A 17,740-nucleotide genomic window follows, 5' to 3' on the forward strand; every position below is an offset into this window, starting at 1 on the left:
ACCCAGTTCGATAAGCCGGCGCATTTCCGCTTCGTCGTTCACCGTCCACACATCCATCCGCACACCGCGTTTCTGCACCTGGGACACAGAGCTCTGGTCCACCAGGGTAATGCCGTCGTATTCAATGGGAATGTGCAGCGCCTGGTAGTGCGGGCTCAGCAGGCGGAAGGCGTTCAGTTTGGTGGCCAGAGCAAACAGCTTGACCTCATCGGAACCGGCCCCGGTAGCCACATGCGGGCATTCTTCGCGCAGGGTGTCGACCGCGGACTGGTGGAAGCTGGAAACAATCACCTGATTGCTTTTGTTGTAGGCCATCAGCTTGCGGCACAGGGCGCGCGCGGCTTCGGCGTCCGGGGTTTTGAGCTCGATCACCATCGGGTAGTTGGGAAAGGTTTTGAAGACTTCATCTACCGTAACGATGCGCTGGGGATTTTCCCGGTAGGGGTAGGTGTTGCCGTCCTGGCTCCAGTTGTAGGCGACATTGAGTTGTCGCAACTCCTGCAGGGTTTTATCGCGGATCGCGCCCTTGCCGTCGGTGGTGCGATCCACGGTGTCATCGTGCATCAACACCAGCTCATCATCGGCGCTGGCGTGCACGTCCATTTCCAGCACGTCCACGTTCATCGCCGCCATCTGCTGCAGGAACACCGACGTATTGCCGGGGTAGAGCCCCTGCCCGGAATCGTCCGCATGGGCAATCACCAGGGGCCGGCGAAAACCTTCGGCGATACTCTCGCTGCCGGGGCGGGGAAACTGCAGCCCCAGGTCGGCAGCCGGGCGCGCTGCAAGCCAGCGCCAGCCGATAAAGATCACCACTCCCAGCAACAATAAAACCAGCAGCCGTTTTAACATTTACTCGTCCAGTAATTTCAGCAGCCTGTCCGGCCGGTTGGTAACAATGCCATCGAGACCGAGCGCAATATACTGTTTCATCTGCTCACAATCATCCACGGTCCACACCGCGAGGTGCAGCCCGTGCCTGCGTGCCGCCTTCACAAAGCGCTCCGAATATACATTCAACCCCAGGTAATGCGTGGGCAATTGCATCGCCCGATAATCGCAGTGCAGCCATCCCGCCGTCCCCAGCCCCTGGGCAACATAAAACAGCAGCGCCTCCGGCATGGTCACCCCGGTGCGCACCTGCGGGCACAGACGGCGGAACTCGCGGATGACCGGGCGATGGAAAGAGGACACGATGAGCCGCTCGCCGCAACCGGCGGTGTCGATGGCGCGGCTGAGCGCTTGCGCCGCAGCGGGTGAATTGTTTTTCAGTTCGATGATCAGCGGTGTCGCGGGAACCTGCGCGAATACTTCGTCAATGGTGGCGATAGGGATAGGGTTGTCGCGATAGGGAAAATGTTCGCCGTCACGGCTCCAGTGATGGGCGGCATTGAGCCCCCGCAACTGCGCCAGCGAATGCTCGATCACCAACCCGCGGCCATTGGTGGTGCGCTCAAGCGTCGGGTCGTGCATCAGGACCAGACGGCCATCGGCGGTGAGGTTGAGATCCAGCTCCAGCGCGTCCACCCCCAGCTCCAGCATTTTATGCATATACAGCAGGGTGTTACCGGGGTAGAGCCCGCAGCCGGACTCGTCGCCGTGGGCAATCACCATCGGCCGCCGCGCCCCGGTTTTCCAGTAGCGTTCCTCGGTTACAGTGCGATTCATTGGTGATTAACTACTGGGTGGGCGCCGCGCTGCGTTCGGCCTGTTGCCGCCAGCGCAAAAACCGCGCCTCCAGCCACAGCGGAAGGCAGATAACGATATCGTAGCCCCGCACCAGTATGTCACCACTGTTCCAGATTGCGGTGCCGGCTAGGCGTAATACCGCCGCTACTACCCGCAGGAAAAACGCGCTCACAACACCGATCACGGTGCGACAAGACGCAATAAAGCTTTCCAGCGGGATAGCGGCAAAGGCCAGCACCAACGGCAGGACAAATCCCATTCCCAGCTGTGCGGCCACGGTAATCCAGTAGGCACTGCCCGTGGCAACCGCCATTTCCGCGCTAGCTAACTGGGGGTTCGCTGCCAGGTCTGCCTGAACCACGGCTTCCCGAACAAACGCGAGTCCAGCTTCCACCGCGACCAGCATCAGCAGCAGGACAAGGGCCGCCCACATCAAGCGCATACGCAGCTTGTCGTTGAGTGCGCCGATCGTCGGAAGCAGGCGGGTAATACGCAGGCACTCCATCACAAACAATCCCATGGTGATCTCCAGCAGAATAATCACCAGCGCGGAGGCGTCTGCAATTCTGAAGCCGCCGATAGAACTGGCGGCGCCCATTACTTCGGTCATGGGCCGTGCAATCAGGTGGAAGTTGATCAGCGCCCCGCCCGCGGCAATGGCCAGCAACAACGTGGCGATAAAGAACTGGCCGAGTGACGAGGCGGAGAGCATGCGCTGAGCGCGGTCGCCGCCCCGCAAAATTTCTTCGTAGCGGTCCATATGGCGATCGACAACCGCAGCCCGCTGCTGCACCGCGGCCATGGTTTTGTTGACCTTACCCAGGCTGTTCAGAATGGAACGCCAGGCGGGCATCATGCGCTTCAGCAGCTGGTGTCGCTCGCGCGCGGACTCCCGATAGGCTTCCAGCGCGCGGGCTTCGGCCTTGCGCATGGAGCCATGAATGGTTTCCAGCACATCACTTACCACCGTGTCCTGATCGGCGGGAATTTCCGCCACCGTCTTGATCGCCTTCGACCAGTTGGTAGGCTGCGGGGGCACCTCGGCGCTGCGCACGTAATCCTCATCTACCGCGGTCAGCTGTTCGCACAATTTGCGATGCAGCGCCGGATATTGCGACAGCTCTTTTTTCATCGCGCCTTCGATACGCTCGAACTCCCGCTCGATATTCCGCTCGGCGGCCTCGCGGCCGGCGGCCAGCAGTACTTCCCGGTTGCGCAATTGCAACCGCCCTTCCGCCGACGCCAGCGCGTTGGCACCCAGGCGCAGGGACTGGTGGAAAAATCGCGCCAGCGCATAGATACCCTGATGCATGGGGCTGCGTGCGAGAAACAGCACGATCAGTGCGATGAGAAACCACAGCCAAGGTGGCAATGTCTGGAACATCTCGGTCATGGTACAGCTTCCTCCCCTGCTGGAATCCAGCATCAGTTGCTCTGTAGACCTGACAACAGTCTTGTGATGACACGGGTGGCGGGCAATACCACCCGGAAAAGTGAAATGACCCTGCATGCTAACAAACACGCCGGAACGGATGCTTTCATGGGATCACAGTTCCGTCGCGAAATTCCCTGCCGCGGGTAAAATCCGCTACTGCGCCCCGGGCGTTACGGTTATCCGGCAACGACTTCAGTCGAGACGCTTGCGGAAACGCGACACCGCCAGGGTCATCATCAGCGCGATAAACGCAACCAGTGCCAGCAGGTCCGGCCACAGCTCGAACACTCCCGCTCCCCGCAACATCACCCCGCGAATCAGCCGCAGGAAGTGTGTCAGCGGCAGAATTTCCGCCAGCCACTGCGCCGCCTTCGGCATGCCGTCAAACGGGAACATGAAACCGGACAGCAGTATCGACGGCAGGAACACGAAGAAGGTCATCTGCATCGCCTGGAACTGCGACTGCGCGCGAGTGGAAATCAGCAGCCCCATGGTCAGGTTCGCCAGAATCAGCAGCAGCGTGGCGAGGTATACATCCAGCAGGCTGCCGCGGATGGGAACCCCGAACAGCCAGGTACCGAGCAGCAGGATCAGGCTGGTCTGGATCAATCCCACCATGCCGTAAGGCAATACCTTGCCGATCATGAGTTCCGCGCTGCTCACCGGCGTCGCGATCAGCAGTTCCATATTGCCCCGCTCCCGCTCGCGCACAATGGCCACGGCGGTGAACATCACCATGGTCATGGTGAGGATGATACCGATCAGCCCCGGCACGATATTGATCGCGGACACCCGCTGCGGATTATAAAAACTGACGATGCTCACGGAGCTCTGCCGCTGTGGCACCGAAGACTCGCGGTTGGGCAGGCGGGTATTGTTTTCCGGGGGCGGCTCCCCCACCGGCACCTGTGCCAGCTGCGCCGCCGCACTCTGCACCACCGTATCGCTGCCATCCACCAAAATCTGGATGGCCTCCTGCCCCAGCGCCAGGCGGCGTTCGTAGTCGTAGGGGATGACAACGCCCACACTGATTTCGCCGCGGCGCAATAGCGTCATCAACTGCTCCGGCGTACGCGCGTTGGCCACCGGCTCGATGACCCCGGTGGCGAGCATATCCATCACCTGCCGGCGCGAGGCGCTGGTCTCCGCCTGATCGGCGATCGCCGCCGGCAGGTGCCGCAGGTTCAGGTTGATGGCGTAGCCGAACAGGATCAGCTGCATGATGGGGATGCCGATGATCATGGCGAGGGTCATGCGGTCCCGCCGCATCTGCCGGAACTCCTTTTGCAACACCGCAAACAGGCGGCGGGTGTTCACGACCGCTCCTCGCTGCTGGCCTCAGCCTTCTCACGCTCTGCGCGCGATGCGCTGTGCGTGACCGCCACAAACACATCCTCGAGACTCGGCTCCACCGGGGCTACCTGCGCACGGATGCCCGCGTCGCTCAGCGCCTGCTGCATTTTTTCCGGACCTGCCTGCCCGCGCTCCGTCAGCAGGCGCAGGCTGTTACCAATCTGCGCCGCGCTGATAACGCCGGGCACCTTCATCAGCGCCGCGCGGGCACTGCGCTGATGCTCGGTTTCCACCAGCAGGGTCCGCCCTTCCAGAGCCCCGGTCAGCTCCGCCGGGCTGCCATCCGCCACCAGCCGGCCCCGCTCCAGAATGGCCAGGCGGTGGCAGCGTTCCGCTTCGTCCATATAGTGGGTGGAGACGAGGATGGTGGTTCCGGCATCGGTGAGTTCGAACAGTTTTTCCCAGAAATCCCGGCGGGATTCCGGGTCCACCGCGCTGGTGGGCTCATCCAGGAACAGCAGTTCCGGCTTGTGGATAACTGCGCCAGCCAGTGCCAGACGTTGTTTCTGGCCACCGCTCATGGTTCCCGCCAGCTGATCGGCGCGGCCTTCAAAGTGGTATTCCACCAGCAGCTCATCGATGCGCGCGCGCGCATCCCGTGCCGACATGTTCTGCACCGCGGCGAGAAACTCCAGGTTCTCGCGCACGGTGAGATCCGTAAACAGGGAAAATTGCTGGGTCATGTAACCGATATGCTGGCGCAGAATTTCCGCCTGTGCCGGAATCTGCAGGCCGAGCACCTCAATCTCACCGGCGGTGGGCGTGAGCAGCCCGCACAACATGCGGATGCTGGTGGATTTCCCGGAGCCATTGGGGCCGAGGAATCCATAGATCCGCTGCTTGGAAACGGTGAGATCCACATCGTCCACCGCCTTGAGAGTACCGAACGTTTTACTGAGTCCGCGGGCGCGGATGGCGACATCACCGTCCATAGTTTTGCGCCATGGCTATTTACCGTTCTCCAGGCCTTCGAGCGGCTCGCTTTCGATATCAGGTAGCGGACGTTCCATCTGTTCGGTACTGCGCCCACCCTCTCCCAATTCGCCTAACGGCGCACCTTCACTTCCGCTTCCAGTATTGGGATCAATAGGGGCTGGCAATGGTGTTTCAGAAGCCTGGCGATCGGTCGTGGGAGAAAATGAAAATTCAGCCCGCAGCGGCAACCCGGCGGGCAACTGTGCGGCATCGTCCTGTAACTGGATCTCGGCGATATAACTGAGGCGTGCCACATCGTCACCGGTGAGCGCGTAGTAAGGCGTAAAACTGGGCTCATTGCGCACCATCCGCACACGTCCCGCAAAAGTACCGAGGCCGCTGTCGTGGCCACTGCCTTCCAGGAATATTTGCGCGCTGCTGCCCACCTGAATCCGGTGACGCATCGGCTGTGGTACATAGACCCGCGCGTAAGGTGTTTCCCCGGTCAGCATCACCACCAGCGAAGCGCCCACCGGCGCCTCGTCACCGAGCTTGAAGGGGATACTGTCGACGATACCGTTACGCGGCGCGCGCAATGTCAGTTTCTCCAGCAACACGCGTTGCGCCTCGGCCTCACCGCGGGCCTGTGCCAGAGAGGCCTGCCCCTGCTCGATGTCTTCCGGGCGGTTGCCGCGCTCGAGTTCCAGTAACTGCTCCTGCGCCGCGCGCACCTGGGCGCGGGCACTGTCCGCTGCAGCGCGGGCGGCGTCGATATCGGATTTGGACGCGTAGTTCTTCTGCCCCAGTGCGCTCAGGCGGCGGAAGTTTGCCTCGGCATCCACCGCATTTGCCTGCGCAGCCACCAGCTCGGCGCGCGCGCGCTCGATTTCCTCAACGCGCGGCCCTACTTCAAGTTCCACCAGCGCCGCGGCCTGTTGCGCCACCGTCGACTCCGCCGCGGCCAGTCTGGCACGGGTTTGCTGCGGGTCGAGCTGTAACAGCACCTCCCCCCTTTGTACCCGTTGCCCTTCTCTCACCTGGATATCCACAATTTTTTCCGCGACCGGTGCCGGTAATGCAATACGGTCCCACTCCACTGTGCCCAGGGCAGACTCGGGTGTACGGTGGCAGGCAGACAACACCAGGCACACCGCAATGGGCAGAAACCGCAGCCAGCGACAGCTGCCGGGCCTGTATGGGGAAAGCGGAGTTCGGTGATGTTCGCGCAATACTGTGCTCGCAACGTTAATAAATTTGGGCAACTGGAATACTTTCCCGCCAGTATAAAAATTTAACCCCGGCAATTCCACATGCATAAAATGCATTCCCGCAAATTAAAAAACTACTTTATCGCCGACTTGGTCGCGCAAAAACTGACGTTTTACCAATAAAATTTTCTATGCGACGGGCACCTAATTTATCAGCCACGTCAGAATAACCGACTACACTCCAAACAAATTTCTCAGGGAGTGAGATTTTTAACTTAAACCACAGACATCCATTCCACCACGCAGAAATTTCGCAAACCTTCCGCGGAAGTTACAAACGAAAAGCCGGCGTGGCGCATACAACTTTAAACAGGCTGCCAAATTCACTCCCTGACTTCGTCATTGCATAGCCATAGGTACTTCTATGCCGATACTCTTTCAGAGCGATTCCGGCCTTCACGGGGACTTACTGTTCGCATTCATTGCAGAAACCCTCCCGTTTACCTGGGAAAAATCTGAATTCGGAAAGCAAAAGCATTGCCTGCAAAATTACGACGCCATCGTCGTAGACTGTTTACCGCTTACCGCGAAATCCACCTCTGGCGCGGGGCTCAATCACCTAAAAAACATCAGTCACCCGCGAGTGCTTCTGATCAACTTCGCGCGCGACTTGCCGGCGCATATTTGCAAACCATTGGAGGAGCGTAAATTCGTATTTCTGTGCGACAACCGCTCCAGCCAAAAAGAGCTCATCAGCAAACTGGAAAATGCCATCCAGAATAGCCATGGTGCCAGCCATTCCGATTCCCGCTCCAGCCTGCTACTTACGCGCAGGGAGCAGGAAATTCTCGCGCACCTCACCACCGGCGAACCGAACAGCATCATCGCCTCACGGCTGCACCTGAGCGAGCACACGGTCAAGAACCACATGTACAACATATTCCGGAAAATCGGGGTAAAAAACCGCCTTCAGGCCAGCAACTGGGCCAAGCTTCACCTGCAGGTTGAGGGGATATGAAATATCTCCCCCTGCTGTTGCTTCTTATCATTCCATACGGCATTGCCCAGGACAGCGATACCCGCGCCCTGGAAGAAGCATCCGCTGAAAGCTCCGACAACGGACGCCTGGAAGATGAGATCAGCGGCTTCAATATCGACCAGACGATTACCCGTACCGGTCACGACTTTGTACGGTATATGAACGAGTACCGCAACCTGAACTACCCGGACAGCAAATACAACCTGACCGTGGAAGAACGCCCCTCCGCGCGCTGGGGAAACCTGATCTGGATCACCTACAACAACAACACCGTATTTCGCCGCTTTATCAGCCCCAGCACCAACAACATACGCGGGTTGGCGGAAGAGGCGTCACAAATGATCCACGAGCTGATTCTGCAGGAAAAGCTCCGTGAAGCGCTTAATGACCACTTTGATTTAGGCAAGGATGAATTCTGATGAAAGTAAACATAACCCGGAAGAAACTGCTCGCCCCGGTGCTCACCGGCGCCTTCACCATCGGCGGCGCCCAGGCCAGCGAGCTCATTTATGAGCCGGTAAACCCGAACTTCGGGGGCAATCCACTCAATGGCACCTTCCTGCTCTCCAATGCCCAATCCCAGAATAACCACAAGGATCCAGACAGTCTCTCTGACCTTTACGAACAGCCAAGTGCACTCGACCGCTTTACCGACTCGCTGGAAACCCGACTTCTAAACCAGCTGCTGACGGACGTTGGCAATGGCAACAGCGGCGAGCTGATCACCGACGACTTTATCGTACAGATCGTGGATACCGATGGCGTACTGACGGTACTGATCACCGACAGAGGCACGGGAGATACCGCCGAGATCGTGGTCAGTGGACTTAACCCCACCAACTAGGATTTTTTCAGATAAAAATATCAGTCCGACATGTGGCATCCGGACTGCTGCCAGAACCAAAAATAATCGCGAATAACGCTGGAGTAACATGTGATGCAATTTACCGGTCACAAGATCGCGGCAATCGTCATGGCGCTTGCAGTCAGCCTGGGCGGCTGCACTGCGGTTAAAAATACAGGAGAAGCACTGTTTGGCCCCGGCAGGCAAGATGCAAAGTTGACCCCCAGAAACGATACCTACCGGGACCTCGTCAACCTGCCCCAGCCCAAGGGAAAAATCCTCGCAGCCGTATACAGCTTCCGGGACCAGACCGGGCAATACAAACCCTCGCCAGCCAGCAGTTTTTCTACGGCGGTCACCCAGGGCGCAGCATCCATGCTCATGGATGTACTGAATGATTCCGGCTGGTTTATTCCCCTGGAGCGGGAAGGCCTGCAGAACCTGCTGACCGAACGCAAGATCATACGCGCGGCACTGGCTAAGCCGGATGCGCCGGAAAATAACGTCATGCTGCCGTCACTGGTTGCCGCGAATGTATTACTGGAAGGTGGCATTGTGGCCTACGACACGAACATCCGCACCGGTGGTGCCGGCGCGCGGTATTTTGGCATCGGTGCCGACGAACAGTATCGAGTGGATCAGGTTACGGTTAATTTGCGCGCGGTGGATATCCGCTCAGGGCGCGTACTGCACTCGGTACTGACATCAAAGACCGTGTATTCCAAAGCGATCAGCGCGGACGTGTTTCGCTACGTAAAATTCAAGCGGCTGCTGGAAATGGAGATGGGCACCACCACCAATGAACCCGCGCAGATTGCCACTCTGTCTGCGATGGAGTCCGCAGTCATCCACCTCATCAGCGAAGGTATCGTCGCCAATTCGTGGGCACTGCAGAACCCGGAAGAGATCAACAACCCGGTGATCCAGTATTACCTGAATGAAGCCACTACTTTCATGTAACCGCACCAAGGAAAAAAGCCATGCAGTTGTTCAACAAGCACGTTGCAACACTGTTAGCGACAATGTGTTACGCGGTGTTTTGCACCCCTACACTCGCACAGGAAATCAATGCCGACACGGAACTCGCACTTGCCAGCGAACTTGATCGGCATGGCAGCATGTCTTCTGCCAATATCGCCAATATTTTTCAGGCAGGAAATTTGAATCAAATTGGCGCACAACAATATGGTGTAAGCAACTATCTGGTAACTTCGCAAGAGGGGCAGCGCAACTTCCTCCTGGTTACCCAGTCCGGCGGGCAAAATTTCACTGTTTCTTCCCAGACGGGCCAGGCCAATATTGCGGCGCTGGTCCAGATAGGCTACGAAAACCTGATCCTGCTGCAACAGAACGGCTACGGGAATGACGCAAACATTTCTCAGTATGGATTTCAGAATTCAGCAACAGTGAAGCAAGTCGGTGCGTTCAATGAAGTCAGTATCTACCAGAGTGGTAGCGGCCTAAATACGGAGGTCACCCAGAAAGGGGTTGCATTGACCACCACCATCAGACAATACGACTGATACGTATCAAATGTTTATGTCGCGGGGATACCCCTTATGCAAAAGCTGGAATCAACAATAGCGCTTGCACTGGCATTCTATATCGTGACCTCGGCTTCACAGGCCGACACTATACAGATGGATCAAGCAGATACGAGCGTGTTGTATTTACTCGATACCCAACAAAATTCCGCAACGGAAACATCCGTGGACTTGCAGCAAATCGGCGGTGGGAATCGCGGGGAAGCCAGGCAAAGTTCTGTATCGAACAGCGGCATCCTCATACATCAGCAGGGGGATCTCAACACGTCGTCGGTAGAGCAATCGCTTGGCGCCAACAACCATGTCTCCACATACCAGATAGGTTCCTTTAACGAAACGCTGGTAATCCAGTCGGCCAGCCGTGAAGGCGATATCGCTACTACCCAAATCGGATTCTCTAACGAATCATTGGTAGTTCAGGAGCTAGGAAGTGGCAACCGTGTGAACATTGTGCAGTACGGGCAGCTGAATACAGTCACACTGAACCAGCACAACAGCAATTTTTCACAGTCGTATGTTTTCCAGACTGGCGGCAATAATGAGGTCAAGACAACACAGGATGGGGCTGAAAACCTGGGCTATACCATCCAGTCGGGAAATTTCAATAGCTCGGACCACCTGCAAACGGGTTATACCCATGAAATCTATACCTTTCAGGACGGCTTCGACAATCAGAGCCAGGTAATACAACAGGGTTCCTATAACGCCGCCAGCACCAGCCAAAGCGGCTATTTCAACGGAATATCGGTATTGCAAACCGGAATTCTAGGAATCGGCGGCGATCATCGCGCCATCACCACCCAGTCTGGCGGTTTCAATTTAATCACTATCCATCAAACTGGCGTTTCCTCCAGTGCCATCACCACCCAAATTGGGAGCGGAAACTCGGTGTCCCTTACCCAGTAACCGGAGTCACACACCTATCGCCATTTTTTCGCGAGCAATCAGGGTGGTTTTAACGCCGCAGAGAACCGCACTTTTTTCCTAGTGCATTACTACTTCTCTCCTATGGCGGACGCACAAAAATGCAGCAAGAATCAATATACGTCTGAACATTTTTGATCACATCAAGCCACTGCCCAATGCTGTAACAGGGAAAGTTGCCAAATGGTCCACTCTCGAATTTTGCCTCGCGCAAACGTCAACGCCCTTGTCGCGCGTATTTCTAAGCAGTCTCAAGCACCTGACAGGCGCAGCCCCCCACATTATTCACTTCGCTAAACCAATGGCACCGGCTTAGGTGCCATTTCGTGCCGGCATAAATCCGCTGGCACATCCTCAACGTCCGACCCTCAATGTAGTAATGGAGACACTCATGAAGACGTTAACCCCGATCGCCGCAGCCCTTGCCCTCGCAATCAGCGGTACCGCCCTGGCGGCAGAAAACTTGGTTGATCTCACCCAAGATGGCAACGGCCACATTGCTGAGGCAACCCAGACGGGCCCATTAACCATGGACAATGGCATCATCCAAAATCAATCCGGCAACTTCAATCGTGCCTTCGCGACACAGTCCTATGAAAATGGCAGCCTGATTAATCAACAGCAAACTGACGCACTCAACCGATCGAAGGTCTCCCAGACCGGAGGTATCGGTAACCAAGTAATCACTAATCAAAGTGGATTACTCAACTCGGCCTACGTCAAACAGGTAGTTCAGTTCGGCAGTACAGTGTTGGTAGATCAGTCTGGAGCTGTGAACCACGCTTCAGTTCATCAGGTTTTCGGTGCGAACAATGACGCTCAAATCTACCAGTCTGGTAATTTCGGCCATGCAAGTATTTCTCAGGTGGGCAGTTGGAACGGTAGCGCAATCGCTACACAGACAGGATTTGGAGATGGACTGTATGCGAGCCAGAGTGGCGAAGGGAACTTATTGAACACGGTGCAAGCAGACGGTGGTCTGAACTTCATATCGGCAGATCAGGACGGCTTCAACAACCAGGGAACAATTTCCCAGTTCGGCTGGAAAAACACCGCGCATTTGGATCAGTATGGTTTTGATAACGATGCCATGATGTCTCAGAGTGGTTTCCTGAACTGCGCCGACGTATCACAGCATGGCATTGGAAACAGCGTAATCATGGGCCAGATCGGCGGGTTCAACAAGGCATTCGTCAATCAGTACGGTATGAACGAAACAACCACCATGTCTCAAAACGGATATGGCAATCTGGCGGTAGTAAATCAATAAGTTTTTTGGCAGATACAAAAAGGGCGGCCATTTGGCCGCCCTTTTTGTTTTCATCCACTCAGAGATGCTCTACCGCATCGATCTCATACTCCACCGAGCCAGATGGAGTATTCACCACGACGATATCGCCCTCTTCCTTGCCGATCAGCGCGCGCGCGATCGGGGAGTTCACGGAGATTTTCCTGTTTTTCACGTCCGCCTCGTCGTCACCCACGATCTTGTAGGTCACTTCCGAGTCGTCTTCCACACGGATGATGGTCACGGTGGTACCAAAAATGACCTTGCCGGAGGGCTCGATGGCTTTGACGTCGATGACCTGTGCCAGTGACAGCTTGGCTTCGATGTCCTGAATACGACCCTCGATAAAGCCCTGCTTTTCACGGGCGGCGTGATACTCGGCGTTTTCTTTCAGGTCGCCGTGCTCACGGGCTTCGGCAATCGCCTGCACTACAGCCGGGCGCTGCACTTTTTTCAGGTCTTCGAGTTCGGCTCGCAGGGCTTCTGCGCCTTCTACGGTCATCGGTACACGGTTCAACGGAACCTCCAGAATCTTCTCAATTATTCATTAACGAAAAAGCTCCGCCAGGAGGCAGAGCTTTTCAGTTTGTGCGCTCTTGTGGCCACCGGGGTGGCCATTCAGAGCAGGCCGATCAGTCTTGCAGGCGCACGACGCGCTGGTGCAGTTCCTGCAGGCTGCGCACCTGGTGCGGTTCGGCAATCTGCATGGCCATGGCCATGGCTTTTGCCGCCGCCAGGGTGGTGGTGTAGCAGACCTGGTGGTTTTCGGCGCTGCGGCGGATATCCGCGGAATCGCGAATGGCCAGGCGCCCCTCGGTGGTGTTGACCACCAGTGCAATCTCGTCGTTTTTGATCATATCGACGATATGCGGCCGGCCCTCGTTCATCTTGTTCACCGTTGTAACCGCAATGTCCGCTTCTTGCAAGACCTTGGCGGTACCGCGGGTGGCCACCAGCTCGAAGCCGAGCTTGGACATCTCGCGGGCAACTTCCACCACGCCGGGCTTGTCCACATCGCGCACGGAGATGAACACCTTGCCGGATTCCGGCAGGGTGTCGCCGGCACCAATCAGGGATTTGTCGAAGGCTTCGGCGAAGGTCTCGCCCACGCCCATCACCTCACCGGTGGATTTCATTTCCGGGCCGAGGATCGGGTCCACTTTCGGGAACTTGTTGAACGGGAATACCGACTCTTTGACCGAGTAGTAATCCGGCACGATTTCCTTGGTAAAGCCCTGATCCGCCAGGCTGGTGCCGGCCTGACAGCGCGCGGCAATCTTCGCCAGCGAGGTGCCGATGCACTTGGACACGAACGGCACGGTACGGGACGCGCGCGGGTTCACCTCGATCACGTAAATTTCGCCGTCCTGGTAGGCCAGCTGGGTATTCATCAGGCCCACTACACCCAGTTCGCGGGCCATGGCTTTCACCTGCTCGCGCATCAGGTCCTGCACGTCGGCAGGCAGGCTGTAGGGCGGCAGGGAGCATGCGGAGTCACCGGAGTGCACGCCGCACTGCTCGATGTGCTGCATGATCGCGCCGATCACCACATCCTTGCCGTCGGACACCGCGTCGATATCCACTTCGATGGCGGAGTGCAGGAAGTGGTCCAGCAGTACCGGCGCATCCTCGGAAACCTGTACGGCCTCCTTCATGTAGGTCTTGAGTTCGTCTTCCTTGTACACGATCTCCATGGCGCGGCCGCCCAGTACGTAGGACGGGCGCACCACCAGCGGGTAGCCCACTTCCTTGGCTTTCTGGATGGCTTCGTACTCGGAGCGCACGATGGCGTTCTGCGGCTGCTTGAGGCCAAGACGGATGATCATCTGCTGGAAGCGCTCGCGGTCTTCCGCGCGGTCGATCTGCTCAGGTGTGGTACCGATGATCGGCACGCCCTCGGCTGCCAGGTAGCGCGCCAGGTTCAGCGGGGTCTGGCCGCCGAACTGCACAATCACGCCTTCCGGTTTTTCCTTGCGCACGATTTCCAGCACGTCTTCCAAGGTTACCGGCTCGAAGTAGAGGCGGTCGGACGTGTCGTAGTCGGTGGATACGGTCTCCGGGTTACAGTTGACCATAATGGTCTCGTAACCGTCTTCGCGCATGGCGAGTGCCGCGTGCACACAGCAGTAGTCGAACTCGATGCCCTGGCCGATGCGGTTGGGACCACCGCCGAGCACCATGATTTTCTTCTTGTCCGACGGCTCCGCTTCACACTCCTCGTCGTAGGTGGAGTACATGTAGGCGGTGCCGGTGGCAAACTCCGCGGCGCAGGTATCCACGCGCTTGTAGGACGGGAACACACCCAGCTTCTGGCGGAACTCGCGCACGGTCTTCTGGCTCACACCCAGCAGGTCCGCGAGGCGCTTGTCAGAGAAGCCCTTGCGCTTCAGGAAGCGCATGGTCTTGGCGTCGAGCGCGGAAGTCGGGATGGACTTCAGCGGCTCCTCGATATCCATCAGTTCCTTGATCTGCACCAGGAACCAGGGATCAATACCGGACAGCTCGTACACTTCGTCGATGCTCAGGCCCATGCGGAAAGCGTCGCCCACGTACCAGATACGCTCGGCGCCGGCCACGGACAGTTCACGGCGCAGGTGCTCCATGGAACCCACTTCCGCCGGGTCCAGCTTCGGCTCGAAACCGAAGGAGCCCACTTCCAGGCCGCGCAGGGCTTTCTGCAGGGATTCCTGGAAATTACGGCCGATCGCCATGACTTCACCCACGGATTTCATCTGGGTGGTCAGACGCGCATCGGCTTCACCGAACTTCTCGAAGGTGAAGCGCGGGATCTTGGTCACAACGTAATCGATGGACGGTTCGAAAGACGCCGGGGTAGCACCGCCGGTGATGTCGTTCTGCAGTTCGTCCAGGGTGTAGCCCACCGCCAGCTTGGCCGCGACCTTGGCGATCGGGAAGCCGGTGGCCTTGGAAGCCAGCGCGGAGGAACGGGACACCCGCGGGTTCATCTCGATCACCACCATGCGGCCGGTTTTCGGATCCATACCGAACTGCACATTGGAGCCGCCGGTTTCCACGCCGATCTCGCGCAATACCGCGATGGACGCGTTGCGCATCAGCTGGTATTCCTTGTCGGTCAGGGTCTGCGCCGGGGCCACGGTGATGGAGTCACCGGTGTGCACGCCCATCGGGTCGAAGTTCTCGATGGAACACACGATGATGCAGTTGTCGTTTTTGTCGCGAACCACCTCCATCTCGTACTCTTTCCAGCCGAGCAGGGATTCGTCGATCAGCAGTTCATTGGTCGGGGACAGGTCGAGACCGCGTTTGCAGATCTCTTCGAATTCCGGCCAGTTGTAGGCCACACCGCCACCGGAACCGCCCATGGTGAAGGACGGGCGGATGATTACCGGGAACCCGAACTCCTCAGGAACCTTCTTCGCCTCTTCCATGGTGTGGACGATCTTGGCGCGCGGGGTCTCGAGGCCGATGGCCTTCATCGCCTTGTCGAACAGGTCGCGGTCTTCGGCTTTTTCGATGGCGTTCTTGTCCGCACCAATCAGCTCACAGCCGAACTTTTCCAGTACGCCGTGCTTGTCCAGCGCCAGCGCGCAGTTCAGCGCAGTCTGGCCGCCCATGGTGGGCAGGATCGCGTCGGGACGTTCTTTCTCGATGATCTTGGCAACCGTCTTCCACTCCACCGGCTCGATGTAGGTGGCGTCCGCCATGGACGGGTCGGTCATGATGGTCGCGGGGTTGGAGTTCACCAGGATTACCCGGTAACCCTCTTCGCGCAGGGCCTTACAGGCCTGGGCACCGGAGTAATCGAATTCACAGGCCTGACCGATGACGATGGGGCCTGCGCCGATGATCAGAATGCTTTGAATGTCTGTGCGTTTTGGCATCTTTCTTCCGTATCTAATCGGCCGTTATCCGGCGGATAAAATTCTGGTCTTGGCTGCCGGAGCCTGCTTGTGCAAGCTCCGGCAAAGGGAGAGCTGCGACTTAGCGGCGCGCTTCCATCATCTCGATAAACTGGTCGAACAGCGGCGCCACGTCGTGCGGGCCGGGGCTCGCTTCCGGGTGGCCCTGGAAGCTGAACGCCGGCTTGTCTTTCAGGCGAATGCCCTGCAGGGTGCCGTCGAACAGGGACTTGTGGGTGATTTCCACATTGTCCGGCAGGCTGCTCGCATCCACTTCAAAACCGTGGTTCTGCGCGGTGATCATCACCTTGGTGGTGTTGAGATCCTGCACCGGGTGGTTACCGCCGTGGTGGCCGAATTTCATCTTCGCGGTCTTGGCGCCCACGGCGAGACCCAGCAGCTGGTGGCCCAGGCAGATGCCGTAGGTGGGCAGGCCGGCATCGAGGAATTCCTTGATCGCCGCAATCGCGTAGTCGCAGGGCTCGGGGTCGCCGGGACCGTTGGAGAGGAACACGCCGTTCGGGTTCATCGCCAGCACTTCGGAGGCCGGAGTCTCCGCCGGTACCACGGTGATACTGCAGCCGCGATCCACCAGCATGCGCAGGATGTTGCGCTTCACGCCAAAGTCGTAGGCCACAACTTTGTAGGGCTGTGCGGCCGGTGCCGGCTTGTGGCCCAGGCCCAGTTCCCAGGTGCCCTCGTTGAAGTCGTACTTCTCCTTGGTGGAGACGACCTTGGCCAGGTCCATACCCTTGAGGCCGGCGAACGCCTGCGCCTGCTTCAGGGCTTCTGCTTCGTCGATGTTGTCACCAGTAACGATGCAACCGCTCTGCGCGCCTTTGTCGCGCAGGATGCGGGTCAGGCGGCGGGTATCGATATCGGCGATGCCGACGATATTGCGCGCCTTCAGATAGTCTTCCAGGGACTGCTCACTGCGGAAGCTGGAGGCCAGCAGCGGCAGGTCGCGGATCACCAGGCCGGCGGCCCAGATTTCAGACGCTTCTTCATCTTCACTGTTGGTACCGGTGTTACCGATATGGGGGTATGTCAGGGTGACGATCTGACGGGCGTAGGACGGGTCCGTCAGGATCTCCTGGTATCCGGTCATGGAGGTATTGAAAACTACCTCACCGACAGTTGAGCCTTCGGCGCCAATGGCGCGACCGTGGAAGACACTGCCATCGGCGAGCACCAGCAGTGCCGGTGTATTGCTGGGCATCAGGGATTCCGGCGTGGGAACGGCGTTGTTCAAGTCAATCTCCAATCGTCAGAACAGCTTCCGGGCGGGGTGAGAGGGCGTTACCGGGCAGCGACGCCAGCTACAGTTTCAGCTGCAACTTTTTTACCGGAAGCCTTTTATAAAAAAGCGAGATGAAACGTTTGCTTCATCTCGCTTTTTTATAAAGTTATTCGCGGTCGGCTCGCAGTGGTTTTCACCAGGGCTCTCACAGTGTGGCCAGCAGCCAGAGTAACCATTTCTGATAGCTATTTCTGGAGGGCGGAAATCCGCCACAACTGGCACTTTTTTGGCGGGAAATCCACGGGCTCAGCAGCCTGGTCCGCAACGGGCGGGACCTTTATCTGGCGCGAGCGACTACTGTGGGGCCTTTCCAAGCCGGG

At 58.0% G+C, this 17,740-nt stretch carries 16 protein-coding genes; 7 read left to right on the forward strand and 9 right to left on the reverse strand.

The window, feature by feature from the left end; all coding sequences use genetic code 11:
- The 6 genes from VIL80_RS10305 to VIL80_RS10330 form a co-directional block, all read right to left on the reverse strand.
- The coding region (locus VIL80_RS10305) for a glycerophosphodiester phosphodiesterase family protein (RefSeq protein WP_332036030.1) at positions 1-852 on the reverse strand (852 nt) is incomplete at its 3' end.
- Entirely contained in the window at positions 853-1,668 is an 816-nt protein-coding gene (locus VIL80_RS10310; RefSeq protein ID WP_332036031.1) for a glycerophosphodiester phosphodiesterase family protein, read from the reverse strand.
- Positions 1,669-1,678: 10 nt separating this feature from the next.
- Entirely contained in the window at positions 1,679-3,082 is a 1,404-nt protein-coding gene (locus VIL80_RS10315) for a hypothetical protein (RefSeq protein WP_332036032.1), read from the reverse strand.
- A gap of 234 nt (positions 3,083-3,316) precedes the next feature.
- On the reverse strand, positions 3,317-4,441 hold the full coding sequence (locus VIL80_RS10320; protein WP_332036033.1) for an ABC transporter permease: 1,125 nt from the start codon (positions 4,439-4,441) through the stop codon (positions 3,317-3,319).
- The gene (locus tag VIL80_RS10325; RefSeq protein WP_332036034.1) at positions 4,438-5,409 is read right to left on the reverse strand and encodes an ABC transporter ATP-binding protein; all 972 of its coding nucleotides are present in this window, start codon (positions 5,407-5,409) and stop codon (positions 4,438-4,440) included. Before VIL80_RS10325 ends, VIL80_RS10320 begins: the two co-directional genes overlap by 4 nt.
- Positions 5,410-5,424: 15 nt before the next feature.
- Positions 5,425-6,534, reverse strand: coding sequence for an HlyD family secretion protein (locus tag VIL80_RS10330; protein ID WP_332036035.1), 1,110 nt, complete (start codon positions 6,532-6,534; stop codon positions 5,425-5,427).
- Positions 6,535-7,024: 490 nt separating this feature from the next.
- Between VIL80_RS10330 and VIL80_RS10335 the strand changes: the two genes are divergently transcribed.
- The 7 genes from VIL80_RS10335 (at position 7,025) to VIL80_RS10365 (ending at position 12,221) form a co-directional block, all read left to right on the forward strand.
- A complete protein-coding gene (locus VIL80_RS10335) occupies positions 7,025-7,618 on the forward strand; it encodes a response regulator transcription factor (RefSeq protein WP_332036036.1) in 594 nt (197 codons plus the stop codon).
- Entirely contained in the window at positions 7,615-8,058 is a 444-nt protein-coding gene (locus tag VIL80_RS10340; protein WP_332036037.1) for a CsgE family curli-type amyloid fiber assembly protein, read from the forward strand. Before VIL80_RS10335 ends, VIL80_RS10340 begins: the two co-directional genes overlap by 4 nt.
- Positions 8,058-8,483 (forward strand): curli assembly protein CsgF, encoded by a 426-nt coding sequence (locus tag VIL80_RS10345; RefSeq protein WP_332036038.1) that lies wholly within the window; start codon positions 8,058-8,060, stop codon positions 8,481-8,483. The genes VIL80_RS10340 and VIL80_RS10345 overlap by 1 nt, the downstream gene beginning before the upstream one ends.
- Positions 8,484-8,576: 93 nt before the next feature.
- Positions 8,577-9,443, forward strand: coding sequence for a CsgG/HfaB family protein (locus VIL80_RS10350; RefSeq protein WP_332036058.1), 867 nt, complete (start codon positions 8,577-8,579; stop codon positions 9,441-9,443).
- Positions 9,444-9,463: 20 nt separating this feature from the next.
- Positions 9,464-10,006 carry a hypothetical protein gene (locus tag VIL80_RS10355; protein ID WP_332036039.1) on the forward strand — a complete coding sequence of 181 codons (543 nt, stop codon included), beginning with the start codon at positions 9,464-9,466 and terminating at the stop codon, positions 10,004-10,006.
- A 36-nt stretch (positions 10,007-10,042) separates the two neighbouring features.
- Complete coding sequence (locus VIL80_RS10360) at positions 10,043-10,933, forward strand: hypothetical protein (protein ID WP_332036040.1); 891 nt, start codon at positions 10,043-10,045, stop codon at positions 10,931-10,933.
- Positions 10,934-11,342: 409 nt separating this feature from the next.
- Positions 11,343-12,221, forward strand: coding sequence for a hypothetical protein (locus VIL80_RS10365; RefSeq protein WP_332036041.1), 879 nt, complete (start codon positions 11,343-11,345; stop codon positions 12,219-12,221).
- 58 nt (positions 12,222-12,279) lie between these two features.
- Here VIL80_RS10365 and greA read toward each other — a convergent pair whose 3' ends face one another.
- The 3 genes from greA to carA all read right to left on the reverse strand — a co-directional run bounded on the left by greA (position 12,280) and on the right by carA (position 17,339).
- Positions 12,280-12,756 carry a transcription elongation factor GreA gene (greA, locus tag VIL80_RS10370; protein WP_332036042.1) on the reverse strand — a complete coding sequence of 159 codons (477 nt, stop codon included), beginning with the start codon at positions 12,754-12,756 and terminating at the stop codon, positions 12,280-12,282.
- Positions 12,757-12,871: 115 nt separating this feature from the next.
- On the reverse strand, positions 12,872-16,102 hold the full coding sequence (gene carB, locus VIL80_RS10375; RefSeq protein WP_332036043.1) for a carbamoyl-phosphate synthase large subunit: 3,231 nt from the start codon (positions 16,100-16,102) through the stop codon (positions 12,872-12,874).
- 100 nt (positions 16,103-16,202) lie between these two features.
- On the reverse strand, positions 16,203-17,339 hold the full coding sequence (gene carA, locus VIL80_RS10380; protein WP_332036059.1) for a glutamine-hydrolyzing carbamoyl-phosphate synthase small subunit: 1,137 nt from the start codon (positions 17,337-17,339) through the stop codon (positions 16,203-16,205).
- Positions 17,340-17,740 lie beyond the last annotated feature (401 nt).

The sequence above is a fragment of the Microbulbifer sp. genome, from assembly GCF_036563125.1.
Lineage (GTDB): Bacteria > Pseudomonadota > Gammaproteobacteria > Pseudomonadales > Cellvibrionaceae > Microbulbifer.

Bases quoted from the DNA above. Each gene is read 5' to 3' on its own strand.
- VIL80_RS10315 (WP_332036032.1), bottom strand. From the start codon at position 3,082: ATGACCGAGATGTTCCAGACATTGCCACCTTGGCTGTGGTTTCTCATC.
- VIL80_RS10350 (WP_332036058.1), top strand. From the start codon at position 8,577: ATGCAATTTACCGGTCACAAGATCGCGGCAATCGTCATGGCGCTTGCA.
- VIL80_RS10340 (WP_332036037.1), top strand. From the start codon at position 7,615: ATGAAATATCTCCCCCTGCTGTTGCTTCTTATCATTCCATACGGCATT.
- VIL80_RS10325 (WP_332036034.1), bottom strand. From the start codon at position 5,409: ATGGACGGTGATGTCGCCATCCGCGCCCGCGGACTCAGTAAAACGTTC.
- VIL80_RS10335 (WP_332036036.1), top strand. From the start codon at position 7,025: ATGCCGATACTCTTTCAGAGCGATTCCGGCCTTCACGGGGACTTACTG.
- VIL80_RS10310 (WP_332036031.1), bottom strand. From the start codon at position 1,668: ATGAATCGCACTGTAACCGAGGAACGCTACTGGAAAACCGGGGCGCGG.
- carA (WP_332036059.1), bottom strand. From the start codon at position 17,339: ATGCCCAGCAATACACCGGCACTGCTGGTGCTCGCCGATGGCAGTGTC.
- carB (WP_332036043.1), bottom strand. From the start codon at position 16,102: ATGCCAAAACGCACAGACATTCAAAGCATTCTGATCATCGGCGCAGGC.
- VIL80_RS10355 (WP_332036039.1), top strand. From the start codon at position 9,464: ATGCAGTTGTTCAACAAGCACGTTGCAACACTGTTAGCGACAATGTGT.
- VIL80_RS10360 (WP_332036040.1), top strand. From the start codon at position 10,043: ATGCAAAAGCTGGAATCAACAATAGCGCTTGCACTGGCATTCTATATC.
- VIL80_RS10365 (WP_332036041.1), top strand. From the start codon at position 11,343: ATGAAGACGTTAACCCCGATCGCCGCAGCCCTTGCCCTCGCAATCAGC.
- VIL80_RS10345 (WP_332036038.1), top strand. From the start codon at position 8,058: ATGAAAGTAAACATAACCCGGAAGAAACTGCTCGCCCCGGTGCTCACC.